25 protein-coding genes are annotated in these 23,876 nt (G+C 47.8%); 1 reads left to right on the forward strand and 24 read right to left on the reverse strand.

All coding sequences use genetic code 11. The features are described 5' to 3' along the window. From V8Q34_RS17685 to V8Q34_RS17710, 6 genes are all read right to left on the reverse strand, one after another. The gene (locus V8Q34_RS17685) at nt 1-1,698 is read right to left on the reverse strand and encodes an efflux RND transporter periplasmic adaptor subunit (RefSeq protein ID WP_335835994.1); all 1,698 of its coding nucleotides are present in this window, start codon (nt 1,696-1,698) and stop codon (nt 1-3) included. Continuing rightward, complete coding sequence (locus tag V8Q34_RS17690) at nt 1,682-2,440, reverse strand: ABC transporter ATP-binding protein (RefSeq protein ID WP_052099639.1); 759 nt, start codon at nt 2,438-2,440, stop codon at nt 1,682-1,684. The genes V8Q34_RS17685 and V8Q34_RS17690 overlap by 17 nt, the downstream gene beginning before the upstream one ends. A gap of 169 nt (nt 2,441-2,609) precedes the next feature. Then, a complete protein-coding gene (locus V8Q34_RS17695; protein WP_033142859.1) occupies nt 2,610-3,620 on the reverse strand; it encodes an NAD(P)H-dependent glycerol-3-phosphate dehydrogenase in 1,011 nt (336 codons plus the stop codon). Nucleotides 3,621-3,644: 24 nt separating this feature from the next. Further along, the gene (gene plsY / locus V8Q34_RS17700; protein ID WP_033142858.1) at nt 3,645-4,286 is read right to left on the reverse strand and encodes a glycerol-3-phosphate 1-O-acyltransferase PlsY; all 642 of its coding nucleotides are present in this window, start codon (nt 4,284-4,286) and stop codon (nt 3,645-3,647) included. Between the two features lie 8 nt (nt 4,287-4,294). Further along, complete coding sequence (gene der / locus V8Q34_RS17705; RefSeq protein ID WP_244807023.1) at nt 4,295-5,620, reverse strand: ribosome biogenesis GTPase Der; 1,326 nt, start codon at nt 5,618-5,620, stop codon at nt 4,295-4,297. After that, entirely contained in the window at nt 5,583-6,965 is a 1,383-nt protein-coding gene (locus V8Q34_RS17710; protein WP_298078538.1) for a DUF512 domain-containing protein, read from the reverse strand. Before V8Q34_RS17710 ends, der begins: the two co-directional genes overlap by 38 nt. A 158-nt stretch (nt 6,966-7,123) precedes the next feature. On the opposite strand from V8Q34_RS17710, the gene V8Q34_RS17715 reads away from it, so the two are divergent. Continuing rightward, nucleotides 7,124-8,290, forward strand: coding sequence for a ribose-phosphate pyrophosphokinase (locus V8Q34_RS17715; protein ID WP_033142855.1), 1,167 nt, complete (start codon nt 7,124-7,126; stop codon nt 8,288-8,290). An 83-nt stretch (nt 8,291-8,373) separates the two neighbouring features. Here the strand turns inward: V8Q34_RS17715 and V8Q34_RS17720 are convergent, their stop codons facing one another. From V8Q34_RS17720 to V8Q34_RS17805, 18 genes are all read right to left on the reverse strand, one after another. Continuing rightward, on the reverse strand, nt 8,374-9,609 hold the full coding sequence (locus V8Q34_RS17720) for a PcsB-like coiled-coil domain-containing protein (protein ID WP_103732118.1): 1,236 nt from the start codon (nt 9,607-9,609) through the stop codon (nt 8,374-8,376). 129 nt (nt 9,610-9,738) lie between these two features. Further along, entirely contained in the window at nt 9,739-10,596 is an 858-nt protein-coding gene (gene pgeF, locus V8Q34_RS17725) for a peptidoglycan editing factor PgeF (protein WP_103732121.1), read from the reverse strand. Nucleotides 10,597-10,618: 22 nt separating this feature from the next. Further along, on the reverse strand, nt 10,619-10,978 hold the full coding sequence (locus V8Q34_RS17730) for a YraN family protein (RefSeq protein ID WP_103732119.1): 360 nt from the start codon (nt 10,976-10,978) through the stop codon (nt 10,619-10,621). 12 nt (nt 10,979-10,990) lie between these two features. Next, the gene (locus V8Q34_RS17735) at nt 10,991-11,749 is read right to left on the reverse strand and encodes a ribonuclease HII (RefSeq protein WP_335835996.1); all 759 of its coding nucleotides are present in this window, start codon (nt 11,747-11,749) and stop codon (nt 10,991-10,993) included. Between the two features lie 118 nt (nt 11,750-11,867). Then, on the reverse strand, nt 11,868-12,707 hold the full coding sequence (gene ylqF / locus V8Q34_RS17740; RefSeq protein WP_335835997.1) for a ribosome biogenesis GTPase YlqF: 840 nt from the start codon (nt 12,705-12,707) through the stop codon (nt 11,868-11,870). Between the two features lie 19 nt (nt 12,708-12,726). Further along, the gene (lepB, locus tag V8Q34_RS17745; RefSeq protein ID WP_033142850.1) at nt 12,727-13,299 is read right to left on the reverse strand and encodes a signal peptidase I; all 573 of its coding nucleotides are present in this window, start codon (nt 13,297-13,299) and stop codon (nt 12,727-12,729) included. 71 nt (nt 13,300-13,370) lie between these two features. Further along, complete coding sequence (rplS, locus tag V8Q34_RS17750) at nt 13,371-13,718, reverse strand: 50S ribosomal protein L19 (RefSeq protein WP_033142849.1); 348 nt, start codon at nt 13,716-13,718, stop codon at nt 13,371-13,373. A gap of 83 nt (nt 13,719-13,801) precedes the next feature. After that, a complete protein-coding gene (locus tag V8Q34_RS17755) occupies nt 13,802-14,365 on the reverse strand; it encodes a VanZ family protein (protein WP_052099638.1) in 564 nt (187 codons plus the stop codon). A 120-nt stretch (nt 14,366-14,485) separates the two neighbouring features. Beyond that, nucleotides 14,486-15,364, reverse strand: a complete 879-nt coding sequence (gene rfbA, locus V8Q34_RS17760) for a glucose-1-phosphate thymidylyltransferase RfbA (protein ID WP_033142875.1) — start codon at nt 15,362-15,364, stop codon at nt 14,486-14,488. A 135-nt stretch (nt 15,365-15,499) separates the two neighbouring features. Next, nucleotides 15,500-16,366, reverse strand: a complete 867-nt coding sequence (gene rfbD / locus V8Q34_RS17765) for a dTDP-4-dehydrorhamnose reductase (RefSeq protein ID WP_033142848.1) — start codon at nt 16,364-16,366, stop codon at nt 15,500-15,502. Nucleotides 16,367-16,414: 48 nt separating this feature from the next. Beyond that, nucleotides 16,415-17,596, reverse strand: a complete 1,182-nt coding sequence (locus V8Q34_RS17770) for a MerR family transcriptional regulator (RefSeq protein WP_033142847.1) — start codon at nt 17,594-17,596, stop codon at nt 16,415-16,417. Between the two features lie 40 nt (nt 17,597-17,636). Further along, complete coding sequence (gene rfbB / locus V8Q34_RS17775) at nt 17,637-18,662, reverse strand: dTDP-glucose 4,6-dehydratase (RefSeq protein WP_033142846.1); 1,026 nt, start codon at nt 18,660-18,662, stop codon at nt 17,637-17,639. Nucleotides 18,663-18,785: 123 nt separating this feature from the next. Next, nucleotides 18,786-19,376, reverse strand: a complete 591-nt coding sequence (locus V8Q34_RS17780) for an LPXTG cell wall anchor domain-containing protein (RefSeq protein WP_227246772.1) — start codon at nt 19,374-19,376, stop codon at nt 18,786-18,788. 502 nt (nt 19,377-19,878) lie between these two features. Further along, nucleotides 19,879-20,886 carry an LCP family protein gene (locus tag V8Q34_RS17785; RefSeq protein ID WP_335835999.1) on the reverse strand — a complete coding sequence of 336 codons (1,008 nt, stop codon included), beginning with the start codon at nt 20,884-20,886 and terminating at the stop codon, nt 19,879-19,881. Further along, the gene (gene srtB, locus V8Q34_RS17790; protein WP_033142843.1) at nt 20,876-21,670 is read right to left on the reverse strand and encodes a class B sortase; all 795 of its coding nucleotides are present in this window, start codon (nt 21,668-21,670) and stop codon (nt 20,876-20,878) included. Before srtB ends, V8Q34_RS17785 begins: the two co-directional genes overlap by 11 nt. After that, the gene (locus V8Q34_RS17795; protein ID WP_244807016.1) at nt 21,648-22,412 is read right to left on the reverse strand and encodes a YveK family protein; all 765 of its coding nucleotides are present in this window, start codon (nt 22,410-22,412) and stop codon (nt 21,648-21,650) included. Before V8Q34_RS17795 ends, srtB begins: the two co-directional genes overlap by 23 nt. Before the next feature lie 48 nt (nt 22,413-22,460). Continuing rightward, a complete protein-coding gene (locus tag V8Q34_RS17800; RefSeq protein ID WP_033142841.1) occupies nt 22,461-23,156 on the reverse strand; it encodes a CpsD/CapB family tyrosine-protein kinase in 696 nt (231 codons plus the stop codon). Beyond that, nucleotides 23,149-23,871, reverse strand: coding sequence for a CpsB/CapC family capsule biosynthesis tyrosine phosphatase (locus V8Q34_RS17805; protein WP_052099636.1), 723 nt, complete (start codon nt 23,869-23,871; stop codon nt 23,149-23,151). Before V8Q34_RS17805 ends, V8Q34_RS17800 begins: the two co-directional genes overlap by 8 nt. Between the last annotated feature and the right edge of the window lie 5 nt (nt 23,872-23,876).

The raw sequence follows: 23,876 nt of genomic DNA on the forward strand, positions 1-23,876 counted from the left end.
CTACTCCTTTACCACATCTGCAGTCTGCGCGCCGGACGTACTGCCCGCAGCCGCCTCATCCACCTTCATGCCCTCCGTAAATCCGTCCGGAAGCTCAGTGATCACGGAATCGCCCGGCTTCAGGCCGCTCTTGATCTCTGTGTACTCAGAAGATGAAATTCCGGTCTCCACTTCCTGCCTGGCGATCACGCCGTCTTTGACCACATAGCAGAAGGTACTGTCCTTTCCTGTGTTCACCGCATTGGCAGGAACACTCACAACGCCCTTGGCACTGCCGGTCTCAATCGATACCTTTGCCTCCACGCCTAAGAAAATGTTGTCATCCGGATTGTCGATCTTAACCTCAGCCCAGATGACCGGCGCGCCTTTTTCATTGGTGGTAGCCATCTTGCTGATACGTGAGACAGTTCCCTTGTATGTATGGTCTGCTATGGTGATGGATGCCTTCTGGCCTTCCTTCAGCTTGTCATAATCGTATTTTGACACGGTCACATTGACTGCCACCTCCTCGTTGCTGGCAATGGTAATAAGCTCCATGCCCTGTGTGGCTGCAGAGCCCTGCGACGCGTCTGCTTTGGAGACGATTCCTGAAAACTCAGCCTGAAGTCCCTGTTTCCCCTTTTCCAGCAGTTCTTCCAGGGTAGCTGCCTCCAGCTCGGCTATATTGTTGGTGGCCTGCATCTGCGCTTTGGCTGCTTCTGTCACCTGTACACCATCCGCGCTGTCTGCCAGACTCTTCTGTTCGGCAAGTTCTGACTGCAGCTCTGAGAGCTCTGTGGTGGCACTCTCCAGTTCATTCTGCCACTCTACAATCTGGGCATCGGTTGTCGGGTCAGAAGCAGACTGGCTTTCGATCTGATCAATCTGAAGCTGTGTCACCTCATCACTCTTGTCATTGATCTGTGAAGTCAAATCATCCATCGCCGGCTCCATGTTTTCCGCCTGGGCCTTTAAATCCTTCATTTGTCTTTCCAGATCTGCGGTATCCTGATTATTTTTCTTTGCCTCGGCAATAGACGCCTGCAGCTCCTCTGCCTGGGCATTTATCTGCTGCTGTTCGCCTTTCTGGGCTTCAAGGTCCTGCTGCAGCTTGGTCAGATCTGCCTGTGCCTGGGTCAGAGCCACGCTGACATCTGTGGATGTCTGCTTTGCCCAATCGCTCAGTTCCCTTGTCCTGTCCGCAATGGCCGTTTTCAGAGATGCCACATACTCCTGGTAGCTGTCCACATTGGCCTGCAGTGTGGGGACTTTACCGGCTGCTTCATTGGCCTTCTGCTGTGTCTGGGCTGCCTTTGCCATACTGTCCTTGGAACCGTTTACCGTGGCGCTTACATTGAGCTGTGCCTTCTGGTTATCCTGTTCCAGTGTGGACACATCAAAAGCAACCAGAGAGTCTCCCGGCTTCACCACTTCCCCCACCTTGAGAGGATACTGGGCTATAGCGGCATTGACGGGCGAAAAATATGTTTTTGTCCTGAGACTCTCCACAGTACCGCTGGTATCCACCTTTGCCGTCAGATCTTCCTTGGTGACAGCGCTTACCGGTACCTGGGGCAGAGCCTTCGGCGTCATTTTTGATGCCGCAAAACTCACAGCAATAATAGCCACAACGACACCGCCGATGATCAGCGGCACTTTTTTCTTTTTCTTTCCTGTTTTCACAGTGTCGGGAAGATTTTCTTTATTCTTTCTCAACATGGTGTGCTCCTTCCTCGTAATGCTCATTTAATCTGTCTGATTCGATTTTTCCGTCCATAATACGGATAATACGGCGTGCCTGGGCGGCAATGCCGTCATCATGGGTGATCAGGATAACTGTCCTGCCTTCCTTGTGCAGCTCCTTCAAAATCTGCAGGATTTCCTTGCTGGATGCGGAATCCAGGTTACCTGTAGGCTCATCTGCCAGGATCACAGGCGGCCTGGCGGCAATAGCTCTGGCTATGGCAACCCTCTGCTGCTGTCCGCCGGACATCTCCGAGGGCTTGTGGTCCATACGGTTCTCCAGACCTACCATCTTCAGGGCATCCCGGGAAAGCTCCCTTCTCTTCTGTCTGCCGAGACCTCTGTAAATAAGAGGCAGCTCCACATTCTCCAGTGCGTTCAGATTGGCGATCAGATTAAATCCCTGGAAGATAAATCCAATCTCCCGGTTGCGTATCTCTGAAAGCTGGTTATCCTTTAAATGAGATACATCCTGTCCGTGGAGACAGTAGGACCCCTCTGTGGGCACATCCAGACACCCCAGCATATTCATAAGTGTGGATTTTCCTGAGCCGGACTGTCCGATGATCGCAACAAATTCCCCTTCATCGATCTGCAGGTCCACATGGTCCAGTGCACGCACCTCATTCTCGCCCGGATTATATATTTTGCAGATTCCGGAAAGCCGAATCAGATTCTGCGGCGACTCTTCTCTTTTCACTTCTGTATTGTTTTCCATACACACATCCTCCCCTGCATCTTTCATGCAGTGCAATTTTTATCATTGTACTACATCATTAGTACAACCATACATCACAATTATTAAATTGTCAATTTGGAAATCCGAAAACTTTTCTTAACGTTCCCTAAAGAATTCTTTAGAAAAGAAATGAGGGCATACTGCGCCCTCACTTCCAACTTTCATCCCAGGATTCAATTTTCTTATCTCTCACCATCAGGTCAGATACGGCCTCCGCCGGAGTCTTGCCCTCAAAGAGCACCCGGTTCACCTGTTCGATGATCGGCATCTCCACCCCGTATTTTTCTGCCAGTTCCCTTCCGGCTTTCGCGGAGAAAACGCCTTCCACCACCATATTCACCTCATCCATGGCCTCCTGCATGGAGCGCCCCTGCCCCATGAGAAATCCTGCCCTGCGGTTACGGCTGTGGACGCTGGCGCAGGTAACGATCAGGTCGCCGATTCCGGAAAGTCCGTAAAAGGTATCCGGACGTGCTCCCATGGCGATTCCCAGTCTTGCGATCTCCGCCATTCCGCGGGTGATCAGCGCCGCTTTCGTGTTGTCCCCGTATCCAAGGCCGTCCGCGGTTCCCGCTGCCAGGGCAATGACATTTTTCAGGGCTCCGCCCAGTTCTATCCCCAGCATGTCCGGGCTGATATACACGCGGAACGCGGGACTCATAAAGATATTCTGCAGATATTCCGCAGTTTCTTTTCTTTTTGCCCCCACCACGCAGGTCGTAGGCAGATTCCTGCTGACTTCCTCCGCGTGGCTGGGTCCTGAGAGAACGCATGCCTGGGAATTGGGGATTTCCTCCTCTATCATATCCGTCAGGGTTGTGAGGGTGTGCTCCTCAATCCCCTTCGCCACATTGACAATAAGCTGTCCGTAACGGATATAAGGATTCATCTTCCTTGCGGTAGAGCGGACCGCCACGGACGGCACTGCCAGAACGATCACATCTTTTCCCGCCAGCGCCTCCTCCAGACTGCTGGTAATGTGAAGCTTTTCCGGCAGTCTGACACCGGGCAGCTTTGCTTTATGCTCCCTTGTCCTTCGCAGCTCCTCCGCCTGTTCCTCCCTGTGAGACCACAGAACTGTGTCATGCCCATTGCCGCAAAGCAGCATGGACAGGGCGGTTCCCCAGCTTCCTGCTCCAATCACACTTACTTTTGCCATGCTATCCCTCCATACTGTATTTCCTTAATGTTTCCCCAGATAAATCTTGTTCTCATTGCCGCGGATCAAACGCACAATGTTCTGTCTGTGCCGCCAGAAGGCCAGCGCCATCAGAAGCAGAGCCAGTATGTACATCTCATGGAGCACTCCCGGGTCCACATCATATCTGCCAATCTGCCCTGAGACGATCACGCCCACAGCAAAGAAGAAGTATCCCAGCAGAGATCCCAGAGACACATAGTGGCTCAGGAAAAAGGCCGTAAAAAATACCACGGCACAAATCAAAAACAACCGCCAGTCAAAAGCTGCCACCAGCCCCACAGAGGCTGCGATCCCTTTCCCTCCTTTAAAATGCAGATAGAAGGGAAAGTTATGTCCCAGGATACATCCGGCTCCGGCGTACAGCTCCAGCAGCCTGACAAGCTGCGGGTGGCTCCTGCCGAAGAGCAGATAAACGGCCAGGATCGCCAGGGCGCATTTGAGGCAGTCCCCCAGAAGGGTAACCGCCCCTGCCTTCTTGCCCAGGGTGCGGAGCGCATTGGTAGTCCCCGCATTCCCGCTTCCGTGTTCCCGGATATCAATTCCGTTTTTTCTTCCGTAAATATAAGAGGTCTGGAACAGACCAAACGCATAACCAATCAGCAGACTTACAATTCGTACCAGCATTTGTCATCCTACTCCTTTTCTTTGCGTTCCCTTATGATGAATTTCAGGGAGGTTCCCTTAAATCCAAAGGTATCTCTGATCTTATTCTCCAGATATCTGGTGTAGGAGAAATGCATCAGTTCCTTGTCATTGACGAAAATAACGAATGTAGGAGGCTTAACCGCCACCTGGGTAATGTAAAACAGCTTCAGGCGTTTGCCCTTGTCAGAAGGCGGCTGCTGCATGGCAACGGCCTCTGTCATGATCTCATTGAGTACACCGGTCTGCACCCGCAGTGTCTGATTCTCCAATACCATATCAATGGCCTCAAAAAGCTTTGGTATCCTCTGCCCTGTCTCAGCGGAAATAAAAATGATCTCCGCGTACGGCATGTAGGACAGAACCTCTCTGACTTTATTGGTAAACTTGTAGATCGTCTTATCATTTTTCTCGATGGCATCCCACTTATTCACTGCAATGATGATACCCTTGCCTCTCTCATGGGCAATACCTGCGATCTTGGCATCCTGCTCTGTAACGCCCTCTGTGGCATCGATCATCATGACTACCACATCCGCGCGCTCCACAGCCGTCACGGTACGGATAATACTGTAGCGCTCCAGCTCCTCTTTGATCTTGCTCTTCCTTCTGAGTCCTGCCGTATCGATGAAAATATACTCTTTATCCTTCCATTCCACCTTTGTATCAATGGCATCTCTGGTGGTTCCCGCAATATCGGATACGATGACACGGGATTCCCCGATCAGCTTGTTGATCAGTGAGGATTTTCCCACGTTTGGTTTTCCCACCACGGCGATCTTAGGAATATCTTCCTCCTCACCGTCTTCTGCGTCCTCATCAAAGTACTCCACCACTTTTTCCAGCATATCACCGATTCCCAGCTTTCCGGTGGCAGAAACCGGCACCGGCTCCCCAATCCCCAGATTATAGAACTCATAGGTATCCATAATAAACTTGTCAAAATTATCTACCTTATTCACCACCAGAATCACGGGCTTACCGCTTCTTCTGAGCATGTCCGCCACCTTGGCATCGGAATCCACAAGACCCTGGCGCACATCTGTAATGAAAATGATCACATCTGCAGTATCTATTGCGATCTGCGCCTGCTCCCGCATCTGTGACAGGATAATATCCCTGCTGTCCGGCTCAATACCACCGGTGTCAATTAACGTAAAGGATTTATCCAGCCAGTTCACATCTGCGTATATACGGTCTCTGGTCACCCCCGGCGTATCCTTTACAATGGATATCTTCTCTCCTGCCAGGGCGTTAAAAAGTGTGGACTTTCCCACATTAGGTCGTCCAACAATTGCTACTATCGGTTTGCTCATACATCTGTCTCCTTCTATGTGCTCTTCCCGCCTCTTTTTCCAGAAGGGCTGACACCAGGGAGGCGCCGTCCTCTTCCACTATTTTTACGGAAATTTTTAACTGTTCTTCCACCTGCTCTACGGTTACATCATCCAGAAATACATTCTCCCCGCTCCTGAGCAGATTGCAGGGCAGAAGCAGGTATTCTCCCAGAGGCCTGCCCTGAAGCTGTGCTATGATATCCTGCCCGGTCAGAAGACCGGACACTGTGATCTTCTCTCCGAAGAAATGGTTGCGGATACAGTATCCGTGGATCTTAACCTTTGGATAAAGTGTTTCGATCCGGTCCGCGTATCTGCGGATAAAAGGATACGCCAGGGAACCGGTGGCAAAGGACACCTCCAGCGCCCGCTCATCTCCGGAAAGTCCAGCGACAGCCTCCTCTACTTCGTTCTCCAGCAGGCGCAGCATACCCACACCGTTCTCAAGCTGCAGGTAGCCGTCATACCTCTCTTCAGGGGGCAGCTTGCGCCCGGCAGTCAGATACCATTCATCACTTGCGTGGATAAAATGTAATCCATATTCTTCATATAACCGTTTCTGCCATGTTTCAATCAGGGAAATCACATTTTCGGCATCTTCTTTTCCAAAGGACTGAAGCGGATACAGTCCATCCCTGTATTTGCTCAGCCCCACAGGCACAACAGAAACGCTTTTCAGGTGGGGCAGGTATTTTGCCAGCTCCTCAATACTTCTCTCCAGCTCTTTGCCGTCATTGAGCCCTTTGCAGAGCACAATCTGGCCATTCATCTCAATTCCCGCCTCATAGAGTCTCTGCACTTTAGGGAAAATGTCCCCGGCAAAACGGTTGTGCAGCATTTTACAGCGAAGCTCGGGGTTGGTCGTATGGAAAGAAATGTTGATAGGCCCCAGATGATAGTGGATGATCCTGTCAATATCATGGTCGCTCATATTGGTGAGCGTCACATAATTTCCCTGTAAAAAGGAGAGACGGGAATCATCATCTTTAAAATAGAGGGTCTCTCTCATGCCCGGGGGCATCTGGTCAATAAAGCAGAAGACACAATGATTGCTGCAGGAACGGTATTCGTCCATGAGACTGTTCTCAAATACGATTCCCAAGTCTTCCTCGTAATCCTTCTCCACCTCCAGCTCCCATTGCTCACCGTCCGCTTTCTGCACAAGAACCTCTATATACTCATCATTCATCAAATAGTGGTAGTCAAAGACATCCTCAATCTCCTGTCCGTTGATAGACAAAAGCTCATCCCCCGGAGCCAGTTCCAGCTCCTCGGCAATGCTTCCGGCTTCCACTTCCCGGATGATATGTCTGCATTTTTTCACAATTTCTCCTCATTTCTAAACGGGTCTTTTTATACCCGCTATTTATTATCATACCAATAAAGCATAAAAAAAGCAATAATTTCCTTGACGCTGCTCACTTTCTGATGTTATAACTTAATGTGTAATTATATGTCAAAAAAACTCTAACGGAGGTCATTATGGTCAATATCAGTTTATTGGAGAAGTCCATTCCGGTGGCACCTATTAAAATAGCAGCCCTGGACAGCTGCAAAGAGCTGGCCCAGCAGGTGGATTCCCATCTGGTACAATTCAGAAAGGAATTAGATTCTCACAATCAGTCCGGACTTAATTTCCGCGGCTACACAGCAGATACTTTTCTTCTTGACTGCAAGTGTCCACGCTTTGGCTCAGGTGAAGCGAAGGGCATCATCAATGAATCCGTGCGCGGCACGGACCTCTTTATTATGGTAGATGTATGCAACCACAGCCTGACCTATAAAGTCAGCGGACATGTCAACCACATGTCTCCGGATGACCACTACCAGGATTTAAAAAGGATCATCGCCACTGCTACGGGAAAAGCGCACAGGATCAACGTGATCATGCCTTTCCTATACGAAAGCCGTCAGCACAAGAGAAGCAAGAGGGAATCCCTGGACTGCGCGCTGGCACTGCAGGAGCTGGTGCAGATGGGGGTATCCAATATCATCACCTTTGACGCACATGATCCGCGGGTGCAGAATTCTATTCCCCTGTCCGGTTTTGACAACTTTATGCCCACTTATCAGTTCCTGAAAACCCTGTGCGCGTCCATCGACAACTTCAGGATTGACAATGAGCATCTGATGATCATCAGCCCGGATGAGGGCGCCATGCAGAGGGCTGTGTATTTTTCCAATATCCTCGGCGTGGATATGGGTATGTTCTACAAACGCCGCGATTACTCTACCATCATAAACGGCAAGAACCCCATTGTGGCCCATGAGTTCTTAGGTGACTCCGTGGAGGGAAAAGATGTGATCGTCATTGACGACATGATCTCCTCAGGGGAAAGCATGCTGGATGTGGCAAAACAGTTAAAAGACCGGAAAGCAAGGCGTGTCATTGTCTGTACCACATTCGGACTCTTCACTGACGGCCTGGAAAAATTTGATGAATATTATGAAAAAGGGTATATTTACCGCGTCATCACCACCAACCTGAACTACAGAAATCCGGACCTTTTAAACCGTCCTTATTATCTGGAAGCAGATATGAGCAAATATCTTGCAAGTATTATGGACATTCTGAACCATGACCTGTCTGTGGAAAAAGTCCGCTCTACAACGAAGAAAATCAATATGCTGCTGAACCGTTTCTCATAAATCCGCACACGGTTTTCGGCACGTCGAAAAGCAAAAAAATCCTCCGTACACAGCGTATCCAAACGCCTGTACGGAGGTCTTTTTTAATTTAACTGATATACATCTGCATATCCCACACCAAAGGAAAGTGCCTGGTCATGGGTATCGTGATAGATATCCACATTACCGTAAGGTACTCCTCTGTCTTCCACTACATAGACGCCTCCATTGATCAGAAGCTTTGTTCCAAACGGAATACCATTCATGGCAACAGTCCTTCCCGCCTGGGGAACAGTTCCGCTGGCTGTGTATCCCTGTCCATGACATAGGGCACAGTTACAATATCCGGTCAGTCTGAACCTGCCCAGATATTTTCCCTGAGAATCATCAGAGGAGGTATCTTCCTGTTCTGTGATCTCCTGTGATGTCTCTGTATCGGAAGAAGTCTCTTCCTGTACATCATTATAGCTCTCAGAGGATTCCTGTGAGGCACTCTGCTGTGCGGCTGCCTGCTGTTCTGCGGCCTCCTGCTGTGCCTTTCTTGCTGCTTCCTCCTGGGCTGCTTTCTGCGCTGCAAGCGCTGCTGCCGCTTCCTCATCCTTCTGCTGCTTCATCAAGCTGTCAATCACGGCTTCCTGGGAATTCACTTTCTCCAGCAGCTCTTTTGCCGCGCTCTGTTCACTGTCAATCTGTGAACTATATGTATCGATCTGCTTGGTTGTATTTCTCACCAGGTCGGATACCTCCGCCTGCTTGTCCATACTTTCCTGCTTCAGTTCTTCAAGCGCTTCCTGCTCTTTTTTTACACCGGCTTCTTTGTCTTCAATCTCCTGCTGTGTCTCTTTGTAGAGGTCCAGCATCTTCCGGTCGTACTTTGTAAGCTGCATAATGTTCTCTGCCTTGTTCAGGAAATCAGTGAAGTCCTTTGCCTCTGTCAGCATAGTCATGTAGGAATCATTGCCGTTCTCATACATGTACTGAATCCGAAGCTTCATGCTCTCATACTGCTCTTCCCTGCGGGCTTTCGCATCATCCAGTTCTTTCTCGATCTGTTGTAACTCTGCCTGCTTAGCATCTGACTTTTCCTGTAAATCTGAGAGGTTCTTACTCAGGTCCGTAAGCTGCTGGTTTAACTCCGTAAGGTATGCCTCCAGATCACCTTTTTTGGCTTCCAGAGAGCTGATCTTATCCTGTGAGGCGTTCAAATTACTCTGTGTCTCAGTTTTCTGCTGTTCCGCTTCTGTAATCTTTTTCTGTGTTGCAGACGCGTATACCGGAGTTATGGTAAGACTTGCAATCAGGAATGTCAAAAATAAGCTTGTACATTTTTTATTTCTCATATTCTAAGCTCCTTTTTTATTACGAGCATAATTATAACACATAGATTACTAAATGCAAAGCTTTTTTACGTTTTTTGTAACAACTATGTAATATTCACAAAAAAACAACCCTGAAATTTATGCATTAAGTCAATTGATTTCGCACAATCCGAGGAAAGCTCCCAGATTCCCCCTTTTTCCCTTACTGGCTCTGTGGGAGAATAAAAAGTCAGGATTACAGCAGGTACAGATTCCCGGATAAGAAATATGAGCAGGAAGAATACCCGACTCAGCAAAGATCAGCGCATTGGCTGCCCAGAGATCCAGAAGATACTTGCCATGACCTTTGTTTATCAGTATCTTCCCGTGTTCTGAAGCCGGAAACGCGCTCATAAACTGTTCTGCCACGTCCTCACTCACCTCATAGCATTCCTGACAGATGGAAGGCCCTATAGCCGCCAGAATATCCTCCGGCCTGCAGCCGTATTCCCTCTGCATGGTCTCCACAGTCACCTTACCGATCCTGCCCACTGTTCCCTTCCAGCCGGAATGGGATAGGCCGATAACCCGCTTCCCGGGGTCCACAAAATACAGGGGGACACAATCCGCATAAAATGTGGCAAGCACCAGTCCCGGTACATTTGTCACAAGCCCGTCAACATCCGTGTAGTCCCGGTCAGCGGCAAACCCTTTGCCTCTGTCCGCCTCTGTGACCACACGTACATTCGTGGTATGTGTCTGGTCAGAGCAGACAATCTGTTCCGGTGAAAATCCTACCGCGGCGGCAAGCCTTCTGTAATTTTCCCTCACATCCTCCTCGCGGTCGCCTCTGGAAAAACTCAGGTTCATGGAAGCGCAGTCGCCCCGGCTCACCCCGCCCAGTCTGGTGGAAAATCCATGCACAATGCCCGGAAGCTCTTCAAAAGCCTGGAATGTCAGGTATGTGACACCATTTGTTTCATGTATCTTCATATGATTTTCTGTCTCGGATTTCCAATGAATTTCCATATCTGTGTCCTCCCTTTTTTCTTTATATGTGGTATAAAAACGCATCCTTTATAAGCACCGTTTCATCCGGCGTGATCCCCACCACATCAAACCTGCAGGCTGTGTCCTCCGGCAGTCCTCTTTCCATAAGATAAAACAGCGCCGTATGACATATCCGGCGCTGTTTTTTGTTATCCACTGCAAGAAACGGACCGCCGCAGTCAGCGTTCTCCCGGAATTTCACCTCAATAAAACAAAGGTACTCCCCGTCCATGGCGATCAGATCGATCTCACCCTGCCGGCAGCGGAAGTTCTTCTCCAGAATCTTGTAACCCTGCTGCTCCAGATACCGGGCAGCGTTCTCTTCATACCACGTTCCTGTCTCTCTTGCGGATCTTTTCATATTTTGTCATCCTCAGTCTATAAAATTCCTGATAAAAGTGGCACGGTGAATGGGAGATGGCCCGTATTTCCTGATCGCCTCTATATGGGACGCCGCTCCGTATCCTTTATGGGAGGCAAACCCGTATTCCGGCATCACCTTGTCATACTCCCTCATAAGCCGGTCCCTGGTCACCTTGGCGATAATACTGGCAGCGGCAATGGAAATACTTTTGGCATCGCCCTTTATAATAGGAACCTGGGGAATATCCATCTGCGGTATGGTCACCGCATCATTTAACAGGATCTGGGGCCGGACTGTGAGTTTGGATACCGCCTCCCGCATGGCTTCATAGGTTGCCTGCAGAATATTGATCTCGTCAATCCTGGCAGGCCCTGCATATCCCACGCCAACACTGACTGCCTCTTCCATGATCACATCATACAGCTCCTCCCGCCTCTTCTCGGAGAGCTGCTTGGAATCGTTTAAATAGAGCAGTCTGCAGTCTTTTGGAAGGATCACGGCTCCGGCAACCACAGGACCTGCAAGAGGGCCTCTTCCGGCTTCGTCGATGCCGCAGGCATAGCCCAGATGCTCATACTGATACTCATAGGCTTTCATTTTTTCAATACGTGCACGCTCCGCCTCCAGCTTTTCCTGCTGTTTTCTGGCCTTCCCGATCAGGGCCTGCACACCTTTCCGCTCATCCTCCAGATAAAGAGCGCACAGATCATCCAGCTCTGTTTCCGCTGCATTCTGAAATTCTGTACGGATTTCCTGAATACTTTTCATCTTCTGTCTCATCCTTTGTTTTTCAATAACACCCCGCTGCAGCAGTACAGACAGATCTGCGCATTTGCTGCGCTGACCCGGCCCACTGTAAAACGGATTTAATGGCCGGCTGCGGGTTTCACACCTGTTCCAGCGTAATTCTGCCGATTTTTCCGTTCCGGAACTCCTCCAGCAGAATGTTGGATGCTTTTCCATAATCCAGCTCGCTGCCTTTCTGCAGGCACTTTCTGTTTACGGCAATGGCCTCCAGCATTTTCAGGCGGTCCTCGGATTCCTCCACGTCATAGCGCTCTTTTAAAATACCCTCATAATCTCTATGGAGATATCCCAGAAGCTCCAGGGAAAGTTCCTCCAGATTCAGAATCTCATCTTTTATGGAGCCCACCATAGCCAGCTTGGCGCCTACGCTCTGGTCCTCGAATTTTGGCCAGAGAATGCCCGGTGTATCCAGAAGCTCCACATTTTTATTGATGCGTATCCACTGCTTTCCTTTTGTCACACCCGGCTTATTGCCGGTCTTTGTACAGGCTTTTCCGGCAAAGGAATTGATGAATGTGGATTTCCCCACATTGGGAATCCCCACTACCATAGCTCTGACCGGACGGTTCTGAATGCCTCTTTTCCTGTCTCTCTCTATTTTTTCCTTACAGGCCTCCATGATCACAGGAAGCACCTGGCGGATGCCTGCCCCGCTTTTGGAATTTGCCTTCACGACAAAGAACCCTTTCTCCGTAAAGTGCTGGGTCCACTTTTCATTCTGCCGCTCGTCTGCCAGATCCGATTTGTTCAGCAGAATCAGCCGGGCTTTATTTTTGCCCAGCTCGTCGATATCGGGATTTCTGCTGGAAACGGGGATTCTGGCATCCACCACCTCAATGATCAGATCGATCAGCTTTATATTCTCCTGCATCATGCGCTTTGCTTTCGTCATATGCCCGGGATACCATTGATAATTCATAATTGTTCCTCTCTGTCTGTCAGCTCTTGATGAGGCCGAATTTTCCAAAAGGAGAAACTCTCAGCCATATTTTGCCCACAATATATTTCTGCTTTACATTTTCCACCTCGGCAAAACGGCTGTCCTCACTGTTGTTCCGGTTGTCTCCAAGTACAAAATATTCGTTTTTTCCCAGTGTGATCTGTGTCTCTGCCAGTCCGGGATTGCTGATTTTTGGAAAATCCTTCTTCTCCATATAAGTCTCCCCATTGATCAGGATCAGCCCGTCCTTAATCTGCACCGTCTCACCCGGCAGACCGATGATGCGCTTTACATGCATACTGGAATGCTGCTTGGCGTCCTTCTTAAAGGCCACAATATCGCCCCTCTCCGGCTCGCCCAGCTTGTATGACACTTTATTGATCAATACCTTGTCTCCCGTAGCCAGTGTGGGTTCCATGCCGCCCTCCTGCATGACAATGGTCTGGCAGAAAAAAATGGATACCACTGCAGCTAATACAAGAACCACTGCGATCTCGAATACCCATATGAGCAGAGGGCGCACATGGCCGTCTTTGGAAAACTCCGGTCCTTTACTTTCTTTTTTCTTCATGGCAGCATCCTCTTATCCATTTAGAAACAGGGACATATACATAAGTATGTGTCCCTGTTTTCTAAACATTATTATTTTACTAATTCTTTTACCTTAGCTGCTTTACCAACGCGCTGTCTTAAGTAGTTCAGTTTTGCACGTCTTACTTTACCGCGTCTGATCACTTCCACTTTCTCCACATTGGGGGAATGCAGCGGCCATGTTTTCTCAACGCCGATTCCGTTGGAATTCTTTCTTACAGTGAAGGTCTCACGATTGCTTCCACCCTGTTTTTTCAGCACAACGCCTTCAAAAATCTGGATTCTCTCGCGGTTACCCTCTTTGATCTTACCGTGTACTCTTACGGTATCTCCCACATTAAACTGCGGAACTTCTGCTTTCATCTGAGCAGCTTCGATGTTTTTGATGATTTCGTTCATGATCTTTTCTCCTTATACTCTGGATGTTCTTAATGCAGTGTGCAGCAGAGGACCATCTCTTTTTTACAACGAGTATAATTATACTATGAGTGCTGCGAGATTGCAAGTATTTTTTTCTTGCAGCGGCAAAATACTGCATAACCGGCATACCCCAAAATCGTCCCCAGCACATTGGTGAGCACATCGTCTGTCTGGGCATATCCTCTTTTTGTGAGGAACTGGAAAAGTTCAATGGACAGACTGACTGCACATCCCATACATAATGTACTCCAAACCCGCCTCATTTTCACGGAGACCACGGGCAGCAATACACCAAACGGAACAAACAGCAGGACATTTTCCAGGACAAAAGCATCCCCGCGCGGCCCGCTGCCAAGGGTACTGAAAGGCATCCAGTCGATCCCGTCCCTGCTGCCCGGTTCTCTTGACAAAAATGTGATGAACAGAAGCATACACAGATATCCCGCAAGAACTGCCGCGCCTAAAAAGCGCCTGCGCTGTCCCTCATTCTGTCCCCGGACTTTTGTCAGCAGAGAAATCGTCAGGCCAGCCGCAAAAAATGCGGCAAGTCCTGCAAAAAAGTATTTCCCCACATCCGCGATATCTCTTATTAAATAATGTATCAGTTCGCCTGTATACTGTCCCATACCCATGTACTCCCACTCTGTCAGACTATGGCAAAAACCGCCGCGGCACTTGGAATACTTTCTATTTCCTGTTCACACGCCACTGTCCCGCGGAAAATCCCGAGGCAGCCAGCGCGGTTACTATACCAGGTATTTTCCGTCCAGTACATCTTTTAAATAGGCACCGTACTCGTTCTTTTTCAAAACCTCATAGGCCTCTATGACCTCTTCCCTGGAAATCCATTTATTGTGGTAAGCGATCTCCTCCAGGCAGGCAATTTTTCTGTGCTGATGGTCTTCCATGGTCTTTACGAAATTAGTTGCCTCCACCAGAGACTCATGTGTTCCTGTATCCAGCCAGGTAAATCCCTGGCCCAGAAGTTCCACGTTCAGCTCGTTCTGCTCCAGATAGATCCTGTTCAAATCCGTGATCTCCAGCTCTCCCCTTGCGGAAGGCTTCAGATTCTTGGCATACTCCACCACCTTATTGTCATAGAAGTAAAGGCCAGTGACACAGTAATTGGACTTTGGCTGTGCCGGTTTCTCTTCAATGGAAACCGCCTTGCCCTCACTGTCAAACTCTACGATTCCAAACCGCTCCGGATCATCCACATAATAACCGAACACGGTAGCTCCTTCTGTACGGGCTGCCGCTGCACACAGTCTCTTTTTCAGTCCGTGTCCGTAGAAAATATTGTCACCCAGGATCATGGCAACACCGTCATCTCCGATAAAATCCTCACCGATGACAAATGCCTGTGCCAGTCCGTCCGGGCTTGGCTGTACCGCATAGGACAGTTCAATGCCAAACTGATGCCCATCTCCCAAAAGAGCCTCAAACCTGGGAGTATCCTCCGGTGTGGAAATGATCAGTATCTCTCTGATTCCCGCCTCCATAAGTACGGACAGCGGATAATAGATCATAGGTTTATCATAGATAGGTAAAAGCTGTTTTGATGTCACCTTGGTCAGTGGATACAGTCTTGTTCCTGATCCGCCTGCTAAAATAATTCCCTTCATACTCTGTACCTCTGTTTCTTCCTGTATTTTAGATTTCCGGCAGCTGCTCTTATGCACAGGCAGCGCATTACTTGCGCAGACCCGGCTGCGCAAGTATATTTTTTCCGGTCAAAAAGCACGTGAATCCCGCATTTTTTAATTTTCGTGGAGCAGTTTCTGCAGCTCATCGGTCTGCAGGTAACGCGCCAGGGCATCCTGCCATGCAGGAAGGCGGTTAAAGCCGTTTGCCTCCAGTTTATCCTTGCTCATCCTGCTGTTATGAGGTCTTTTTGCCTTTGCCGGGAACTCCTCAGAGCTTACAGGATGTACATTTACGTTCATGCCCGCCTGACGGAAGATTTCAGAAGCAAATTCAAACCAACTGCAGAGACCTTCATTTGTGGCATGATAAAAGCCGTATTTTTCTGTCTCGATCATATCCACAAGCAGAACAGCCAGATCATAAGTATAGGTCGGAGAACCGATCTGATCTTCCACCACATTGATATCCGTGTGTTTCTTGCCCAGATTCAGCATGGTTTTGATAAAATTTTTGCCGTTCACGCCAAAGACCCAGGCGATCCTCACGATGAAGAATTTCTCCACATGGTCTGTCACTGCCACTTCACCCTCATACTTGGTCTGCCCGTACACATTCAGCGGATCTCTCTCATCATCCGGTTCCCAGGGTCTTGTGCCCTCCCCGTCAAACACGTAGTCCGTGCTGATATACATCATTTTCAGACCCAGCTCCCGGCATACTTTCGCAATGTTCTCTGTACCGTAAGCATTGACTTTGCGGCAGACCTCCACATTATCCTCTGCAGCATCCACAGCCGTGTAGGCAGCACAGTGGACAACAGCTTCCACATCCGCCTCCCCGATCACTTTTCTGCATGCCTGGGGATCTGTAATATCCATCTCTTCCACATCCACGCCAACGCCTATATGGCCTCTCTTAGCCAGCTCGTTCATTACGTCATGTCCCAACTGTCCCTTTACACCTGTCACTAAAACTCTCATAACCTTCATCCTTTCTTTTCCCTGCCCGTTATACCCGGCAGAGACGATTTATTTCCTGCAAATAAAAATCCCCGCTTCTTTACTGATGGAGATGCCTCCGTCTCTTTGGATCTTCTCCTCCAAAAACTGCTTAAACTCTCTTTGTCTGGGATAGAGAAGTTCACTCTGATTCCCATGACAGGACAAAATATAATCAAGCAGCGGCTCCGGCTTATCTACCCACAGACTGTCATCGTACATACGTTTCTCCACAGAGGAGAAATACGGCTCCAACAGCTTCTGTCCGTTTTCCAGCCCGAACAGCTTATAGAGGGCCACCTCTGACAGAGATATCCTGGGATCAAACTCCTTCACCAGCTCTGTGATCTCATGCATATGCCCCGTCCCGTAGGTGCTGCAGTAAAAGATGCCGTCCTCACTCAATACACGGCTGTTCTCTTCCAGAGCTTTTGCTATGTTCTGTACATAGAAAAGCACATGATTGGCAACCACCCGCTGGAAGTGCCCGTCCGGAAATGGAAGCTTCTGACAGTCCAGAACTCTGAAATCAAAATACTTCTTTCTCTCGTTTCCAATGTTCACTGCAGCATCATGCACCATTCCGCCCGAAGCGTCAGACAGGCAGATATATTTTCCCTGCAGCACCGCATCAGGTGCGTGTTTCCAAAGCTGCCCGTTGCCGCATCCCACTTCCAGGACATTTTTCACCTGGTCCAGATCGATCTGTTCGCAGAGCCAAGCAAACCACCCTTGGGGGTTGGAGGAATACCGTTCATGGAGGGAAATGCGGATATTTAAATTGGCTCCGTTTTTATACTGCTCCACCAGCATCTTCTCCATATCGGTCAGATGGATCAGATTGAGGATCTCATTCCAGTCAATCTGGTTTGTCTGCTGAACAATCTGCATGGTATTCTGCAGGGCGTGCTCCATCTGGTTCATATTCTCAATCTTCTTCTGCACCAAATCGATCTGCATCTTCAGGGATTCCAGAATATCGGAACTGGTATCATGTATGGTCATATTTGATATTTCTTTTAATGAAAATCCCAGATATTTCAGGGAGAGGATTTTCTGGAGTCTCAGAAAATCTTCATCGGAATACATGCGGTATCCCGATTCATTGACAAAACTGGGCTTTAAAAGACCTTTCTTATCATAATACCGTATGGTTCGGATTGTCACATGAGCCATCCGGGCAAATTCCCCGGTGGTATAATAATGCGCCACAAAATCCCTCCCTTCCGTCTGCCTCTATCCTGCCGCGCGCTTAAGCCAGGCGCTCTCCGTACATTTTATCAAAATAGTTGGAATATTCGCCGCTGAGAATATGTTTCCACCAGTCCTCATTGTCCAGATACCACTGTATGGTCTGTGCAATTCCTGTGTCGAAGTTATATTTCGGCTTCCATCCCAGCTCTGTTTCCAGTTTTGTCGGGTCAATGGCATATCTCATGTCATGTCCCGGACGGTCTTTGACATATTTGATCAAACTTTCCGGTTTATTCAGGGCTTTGAGAATTGTCTGTACAACCTGAAGATTTGTTCTCTCATTATGTCCGCCCACATTGTAAACCTCACCGACTCTTCCGTTATGGATGATCAGATCAATCGCTTCGCAGTGGTCTGACACATGCAGCCAGTCTCTCACATTTTCACCGTTTCCGTATACCGGAAGCTCCTCATCTGCCAGGGCGCGGCTGATCATCAGCGGAATCAGTTTTTCCGGAAAATGATAGGGACCATAGTTGTTGGAACATCTGGAAATGGTCACCGGCAGTCCAAAGGTTCTGTAATAAGCAAGTACAAATAAATCGGCGCTGGCCTTTGAGGAGGAATAGGGGCTTGAAGTGTGAATCGGTGTTTCCTCTGTGAAGAACAGGTCCGGTCTGTCAAGGGGCAGATCCCCGTAAACTTCATCGGTGGATACCTGATGGTAACGCTTTACACCATATTTTTTAGAGGCATCCAGCAGCACTCTTGTTCCCATAACATTGGTCTGCACAAAAATGCCCGGGTCTTCAATGGAACGGTCTACATGGCTCTCTGCCGCGAAATTCACTACAATATCAAATTTTTCTTTCTCAAACAGATCCATAATAAACGGTTCATCCGCAATATCACCTTTGACAAATTTGTAATTCGGTTTATCTTCCACTGGTTTCAAAGTTTCCAGATTGCCGGCGTAGGTGAGCAAATCCAGGTTTACGATCTCATAATCCGGGTATTTATTCACCATGTGATGTACAAAGTTTCCTCCGATAAAACCGGCACCGCCTGTTACTAATACTTTCATGTGGTATTCTCCTTTGCTTTTTCTCTGATAAGGTTACTATAAGGGGTGACGTAAGGTCACTGTCAAGGGTTTTTTCAGAAAAAAAGAACCCAGGCTTTCGCCCGGGTTCCTAAGCATTAAAAATTATGCTTCTTTTCTTTTTTTGTATGTAACAGCCATTCCAGCTACTGCAATAACAGCTACGATACCTGTCCACATCATAACGTTTGTTTCGCCTGTTTTAGGTGATGTGGATGCTTTTGCTGCTGCGTCTTTGTCAACAACAAATGCTACTGGAGACAGAGATGTGAAGGTTGCTGTGATTGTACCAGCACCAGCTTTTGCTTCTACCTTCTCCCAAGCGCTTCCGTTGTAGTGCAGAACTGCAACAGAAGAACCTTCTGTAACACCAGCTACTTCAAATGTGATGGTTACAGGGAATGTTGTTCCATCAGGAACAGAAATTTCTTTCACATCTACAACCTGCATACCTTCTTTGAAGTCAGCGCCAAGAACCTCTTTCAGAGTTTCCTCTTTCTTAACGTTCTCAACGGCCTCTTTGTACTCCTCAGGAACTGCCTTGATCTCAACAGTAACTGCGTTACCGCTGGCATCTGTAGCTGCCTGAGCTTTGGTTACAACACCTGTAACCTGTACACTTGGCTGTGCGAATACTGCAACGGCTGAGCTAACAGTCATAACAGCTGCGCACACTAAAGCAATAAGTTTCTTCATGATAAAATCCTCCTTTTGTTTCTTCTTGCTTTATTACATTTAACAAGCTTGAAGTTATTATAACACTAGTTTCGTAATTTGTAAAACATTTCTATCAATATTTTTTTTAATTTTTTATCATTTATATAAAACTTCTCATGTTTCGGACCGGCTGTCGCCTCGCCGGGGATATATTGTGTTCCGGCAGTTCATAGGCGGTATATATATGGATTCAAGTGAAATTTCTTCTAGTTTTTTCCGCATTTATGCAGGCCGCCCTCCTGGACCGAAGAGGCAGTACGACGCTCTGACCTTTGATTCGATGATAATTTTCAGAAAATTTCAGTCATACCATTTCCCCCAAATTTATTATGAACGGTGGATGCAAAACTGTCCGTTTCCGCTTTAAAAGGACCTTCACCGATAAGTGCGGATGTTATTTCAAAAAACCGATTCACACTTTGTCAAAAATGAACATACCCGCAATCCCTTGATATTAGTGGGATTACGGGTATCTTTTCATCTACTTTCGCAATGTATAAAACGTTTCTATCAACATTTTTTGTAATTCTTCATCATTCACATAAAACTCTTCATGTTCCGCGCCTGCAACCGCTTCTCCCGGAACATACTGGGTTTCGCTGTCACCAAGCTGATAGCGGGCTAAGTCGTTAATCTGGTCAGCATTCAGGTCTGTCACCAGATACGGCTTGATCACCGGATAAAATGCCTCATAATAATCTCCGGCCGCGCCGACTTTATTTCTCAGGGAGGCGATCAGAGCCGGAATATACTGCACCTGGCGCTGCATACGCCCATTATTGCTGCCCTGTACATCCGTATCCCTGTAACGCACATATTTCTCCGCCTGCTCTCCTGTCAGTTTCACAGTCTCACCTTTTACGAACGCAGGGTCAATCATCGTATAATCTTCCGGTATAGTGATCTCCACACCGCCCACTGCGTCGTTCATTGTGCTGATCGCGTCAATATTCAACGACACATAGCCGTCTATCGGCAAATCAAAAAGCAGCTCCGATACCGTCTTCTTCATGGCCCAGCAGCTGCTCTGCTCCCCATTGCCGTAGGCATATTGGGTGGCAAGCTGCGCATTTACGGAAGTATAATAATTGCCGTTTGCGTCATAGATATCAATATCTGTCATGGAATCCCTGGATATCTGCAGAATACGCGCTGTCTGTGTCTCTTTATCCAGAGATATGATCATAACACAGTCCGCCTGTCCTGCTACTCCCGGCGTGTCCTTCAGAGTAACCGTTTCTTTTTTATCCACACCCATGAATAAAATATTTGTAAGATTTTTATTATACTCATATTTCTGGCCATTATAAGTGATGGTATCATCGCTGGCCTGGGAAACGGATGCGCCTGTGCTTTTCTCCATATTGTCCGCAACCGTCTTTGCTCTGCTGTTATTTTTCACAACATATATCACCACAACCAGAGCCAGCAGCAGAAGGATCAGTACAGAAACTATCACAACCAGTCTCTTTTTTTCTTTACTTTTCATCTATCAGTACCGCCTCTACAAGAAAACGCTGATCATTATTTCCATTGCAGGTTGACATTGTAATAATTCGGTCAGATGTTGTGACCGGAATGTCTGTATTGATATAGGATGCCATATTTCTCACCTGGCTGAGTGAATCCAGATATGCCTGGAACTGCTCTTCCTGGGTAAAATCAAAAGCCACCATAATATGTCTGCTGTCATAAGTAACCGCCGCAAAGATCTTATAGGTAAAAATGTGCTCCGGTGTATAAATATACACCTCTGAATGCTCATCCATATAAGCACTGTCCTTATAATCCTTCAGGCCGCCGAACATGGTACAGTCTTTCATATTATGTCCGTATATCACTGTATTCTTGTCCGTAAAATCTTTTTTGTTGAGGGATTCCGTGTAAATAGATCCGGGCAGTCCCTCTTCGCCCTCTATCGTGTGATCCAGATAGTAGGCGTCATCCTCGGGCCGCTGCACAATAGGATAATCCACTTCTGTGCCGGGAATCCGTATCCATGCATAGATTTCCGGGTTCATTTTCTGCAGCTCTGCAAAATCAATGGGAATCTCCACAGGCTCTTTCTCCGGCTCTGCTGCCGCTTCCTTTGCCGGCTCCTGTTTCGGTTCTTCTGTATCCTTTGTCTCTTCTGTCTTATTACTTTCTTTCAGCTTATCATATACTTCTTCTTTCTTCTGCTGACTGGTATAGTAGTATACAGCAAAAGCCACGGCTGCCAGAAATATGATCAAAAATACCCAGAATAATTTACTTCTTCTTTTCTTTTCCATTGTCTGCCTCTTTCAGTTTGCGAAGCTCATCTTTCTTCTTATCCTTGCCCTTCACATAGGGAACGATCGCCAGTGTGGAAAGACCAAGATATTTCTCAACATCTTCTTCTGTCTTGATATTGTCGTTAATGATAAACCTCACGGTAAGCACGCCGCACACAAGCAGGATACCCAGCAAAATACCGATAGCGGTATTCTTCAGCAGGCTGGGGCTGACAGGTTTTTCTGAAACCTCCGCGCTCTCCACAGTTGTAGGCGGGTCAGATTTCATAATACTTGCCATTCTGTCTGCTGTTTCCTCGGCAACTGCATTTGCGATGATACAGGCATCTGCCGGATTCTCATCTATAGCTTTCACTTCCAGAATTCGTGTACCGGATTTATTTACTACAGTCAGAACATCCAGTATCTCTTTTCTGGAAAATGTTTTGTCCTCTTCCTCTTTGATGCGTTCAATAGCGGCATCAATAACCGGCTTACTGGTGGCGATCACCTCAAAGTCGGCTGTCAGTTCACTACCAATCTGAATATCTGCCAGGGATGTAACACTTGTCGTCTTATTTAAAATATAAAGCTGCGCTTTTGATTCATACTTAGGCGTGATAAGGAGCGCTGTACCGCCTAATGCGATCACTCCGCCCATAATCGCACAGATGGCGATCAGCCACCATTTCCGTATCAGTACATGGAACAGGGCACCTAAATCAATCTCCATTTCGTCATCGTATTCTTTATTATTCATTTTGTTCCTCTTTCATTGCAAAATTTTTCTTACGGTGTCTTGTTGATTTTAATAGTATCCGCCGTATTTATTTCCATAATACCCGCCATACTTCTTGCCGTAGTAGCTTCCTGTATGTACATCCACCTTGTTAAGAACAACACCCAGAAGGTTGCTGTTAGCTGCCTTCAGCTGTCCGACCACACCTTTCGCCTCTGACCTGGAGGAATTATCCGCTGCCAGAACCAGAATGGATCCGTCACACACCTGAGCGATAACCGCTGCATCGATAACGCTTCCGAGAGGTGGCGTATCAATGATAATATAATCAAATGTGTTCTTCAGACCTGTGAGCAGTTTCAGCAGTCTCTCATTTCCCAAAAGCTCTGTAGGGTTGCTGGGGAAAATTCCCGTTGGAACCAGGAAAAGATTCCTCTTGTTCGTTCCATATACCACATCTCCCAATTCGGCCTGGCCGGAAAGATAATGGCTGAGTCCCTTAACAGCACCTTCCAGTTTCAAACGGTGAACCATTACGGATTTTCTCATATCCGCATCGATGAGCAGTGTATTCCTGCCGCTCTCTGCCAGAGCCAGCGCCAGATTGTAAGCGACTGTACTCTTTCCATCATTCGGTGTACAGCTTGTGACTGCAATGACCCGGTTCTCCACACCCGTAAATTCCAGGTTGGTTCTCAAGGTACGGTAAACCTCACGTTCCCGGCTTGATAATGAAATTTCTCCTTTGATTTCTAACTTATCCACTTATGTATTCTCCTCTGATAATTCTTGACGGATTTATTGTGCTGATTTCCTCACGGTATGTCTTTCCGATTTTTTTATCTATGTAAGAAAGGCAATCTCTCATCTCCGGGCGTCTGTGTGTCGCACCGTGGGCATCTGTGCCCAGTACATGAATGAGTCCGTGCCTCATTAATTTTAATAAATACCATCTTGTGCTCCAGCCTGCTTTACCCATAACGCTGGAAACATTAACCTGCATGCAGGCTCCCATTCCGGCCAGCTCTGCAACCTGTTCTTCTTTCTTCATGCCCTGATAGCGCTCAATATGAGCAATCACAGGCAGATATCCGGCATACTGCAGATTCTGCACAGCCTGCCGTATATAGCGGAATTCCGCATAAACAGGAAATTCTACCAAAACATACTTTGTCTGATTCAGAGTCAGCGCATCGCCTCTGTCAAGGGCATCCACCACTCCCTCACTGTAATACAGCTCGTTTCCGAGATATATCCTGGCTTTTGGATTCATTTCCTTTGCGTACTTACAGGTACGCAGATAGGCTCCCATCCTTTTCTCCAACACAGACGTGTCCATGTCGCAGTTAAAATGTGGTGTAGCAATAATTTCATCGATGCCGTCCTTAAACGCCATTCGCAGCATCCTGCGTGTTTCGTCCGCATTTTTTGCTCCGTCATCTACACCGGGCAAAATGTGGCAGTGTGTGTCTATAATCAATAATC

It is taken from the genome of Blautia sp. JLR.GB0024 (genome assembly GCF_037000545.1).
In the GTDB taxonomy this organism is placed as follows: Bacteria; Bacillota; Clostridia; order Lachnospirales; family Lachnospiraceae; genus Blautia; species Blautia celeris.

Excerpts from the sequence above, each read along its gene's own strand:
- V8Q34_RS17735 (WP_335835996.1), bottom strand. The coding sequence starts at position 11,749 with ATGAAAAGTATTCAGGAAATCCGTACAGAATTTCAGAATGCAGCGGAA.
- lepB (WP_033142850.1), bottom strand. The coding sequence starts at position 13,299 with ATGAAGAAAAAAGAAAGTAAAGGACCGGAGTTTTCCAAAGACGGCCAT.
- rfbA (WP_033142875.1), bottom strand. The coding sequence starts at position 15,364 with ATGAAGGGAATTATTTTAGCAGGCGGATCAGGAACAAGACTGTATCCA.
- plsY (WP_033142858.1), bottom strand. The coding sequence starts at position 4,286 with ATGCTGGTACGAATTGTAAGTCTGCTGATTGGTTATGCGTTTGGTCTG.
- V8Q34_RS17720 (WP_103732118.1), bottom strand. The coding sequence starts at position 9,609 with ATGAGAAATAAAAAATGTACAAGCTTATTTTTGACATTCCTGATTGCA.
- rfbD (WP_033142848.1), bottom strand. The coding sequence starts at position 16,366 with ATGAGAGTTTTAGTGACAGGTGTAAAGGGACAGTTGGGACATGACGTA.
- V8Q34_RS17755 (WP_052099638.1), bottom strand. The coding sequence starts at position 14,365 with ATGGGACAGTATACAGGCGAACTGATACATTATTTAATAAGAGATATC.
- rplS (WP_033142849.1), bottom strand. The coding sequence starts at position 13,718 with ATGAACGAAATCATCAAAAACATCGAAGCTGCTCAGATGAAAGCAGAA.
- V8Q34_RS17690 (WP_052099639.1), bottom strand. The coding sequence starts at position 2,440 with ATGGAAAACAATACAGAAGTGAAAAGAGAAGAGTCGCCGCAGAATCTG.
- V8Q34_RS17795 (WP_244807016.1), bottom strand. The coding sequence starts at position 22,412 with ATGAATAATAAAGAATACGATGACGAAATGGAGATTGATTTAGGTGCC.
- srtB (WP_033142843.1), bottom strand. The coding sequence starts at position 21,670 with ATGGAAAAGAAAAGAAGAAGTAAATTATTCTGGGTATTTTTGATCATA.
- V8Q34_RS17685 (WP_335835994.1), bottom strand. The coding sequence starts at position 1,698 with ATGTTGAGAAAGAATAAAGAAAATCTTCCCGACACTGTGAAAACAGGA.
- rfbB (WP_033142846.1), bottom strand. The coding sequence starts at position 18,662 with ATGAAAGTATTAGTAACAGGCGGTGCCGGTTTTATCGGAGGAAACTTT.
- V8Q34_RS17780 (WP_227246772.1), bottom strand. The coding sequence starts at position 19,376 with ATGAAGAAACTTATTGCTTTAGTGTGCGCAGCTGTTATGACTGTTAGC.
- V8Q34_RS17715 (WP_033142855.1), top strand. The coding sequence starts at position 7,124 with ATGGTCAATATCAGTTTATTGGAGAAGTCCATTCCGGTGGCACCTATT.
- V8Q34_RS17695 (WP_033142859.1), bottom strand. The coding sequence starts at position 3,620 with ATGGCAAAAGTAAGTGTGATTGGAGCAGGAAGCTGGGGAACCGCCCTG.
- ylqF (WP_335835997.1), bottom strand. The coding sequence starts at position 12,707 with ATGAATTATCAATGGTATCCCGGGCATATGACGAAAGCAAAGCGCATG.
- V8Q34_RS17785 (WP_335835999.1), bottom strand. The coding sequence starts at position 20,886 with ATGAAAAGTAAAGAAAAAAAGAGACTGGTTGTGATAGTTTCTGTACTG.
- V8Q34_RS17730 (WP_103732119.1), bottom strand. The coding sequence starts at position 10,978 with ATGAAAAGATCCGCAAGAGAGACAGGAACGTGGTATGAAGAGAACGCT.
- pgeF (WP_103732121.1), bottom strand. The coding sequence starts at position 10,596 with ATGGAAATTCATTGGAAATCCGAGACAGAAAATCATATGAAGATACAT.
- der (WP_244807023.1), bottom strand. The coding sequence starts at position 5,620 with ATGAGCAAACCGATAGTAGCAATTGTTGGACGACCTAATGTGGGAAAG.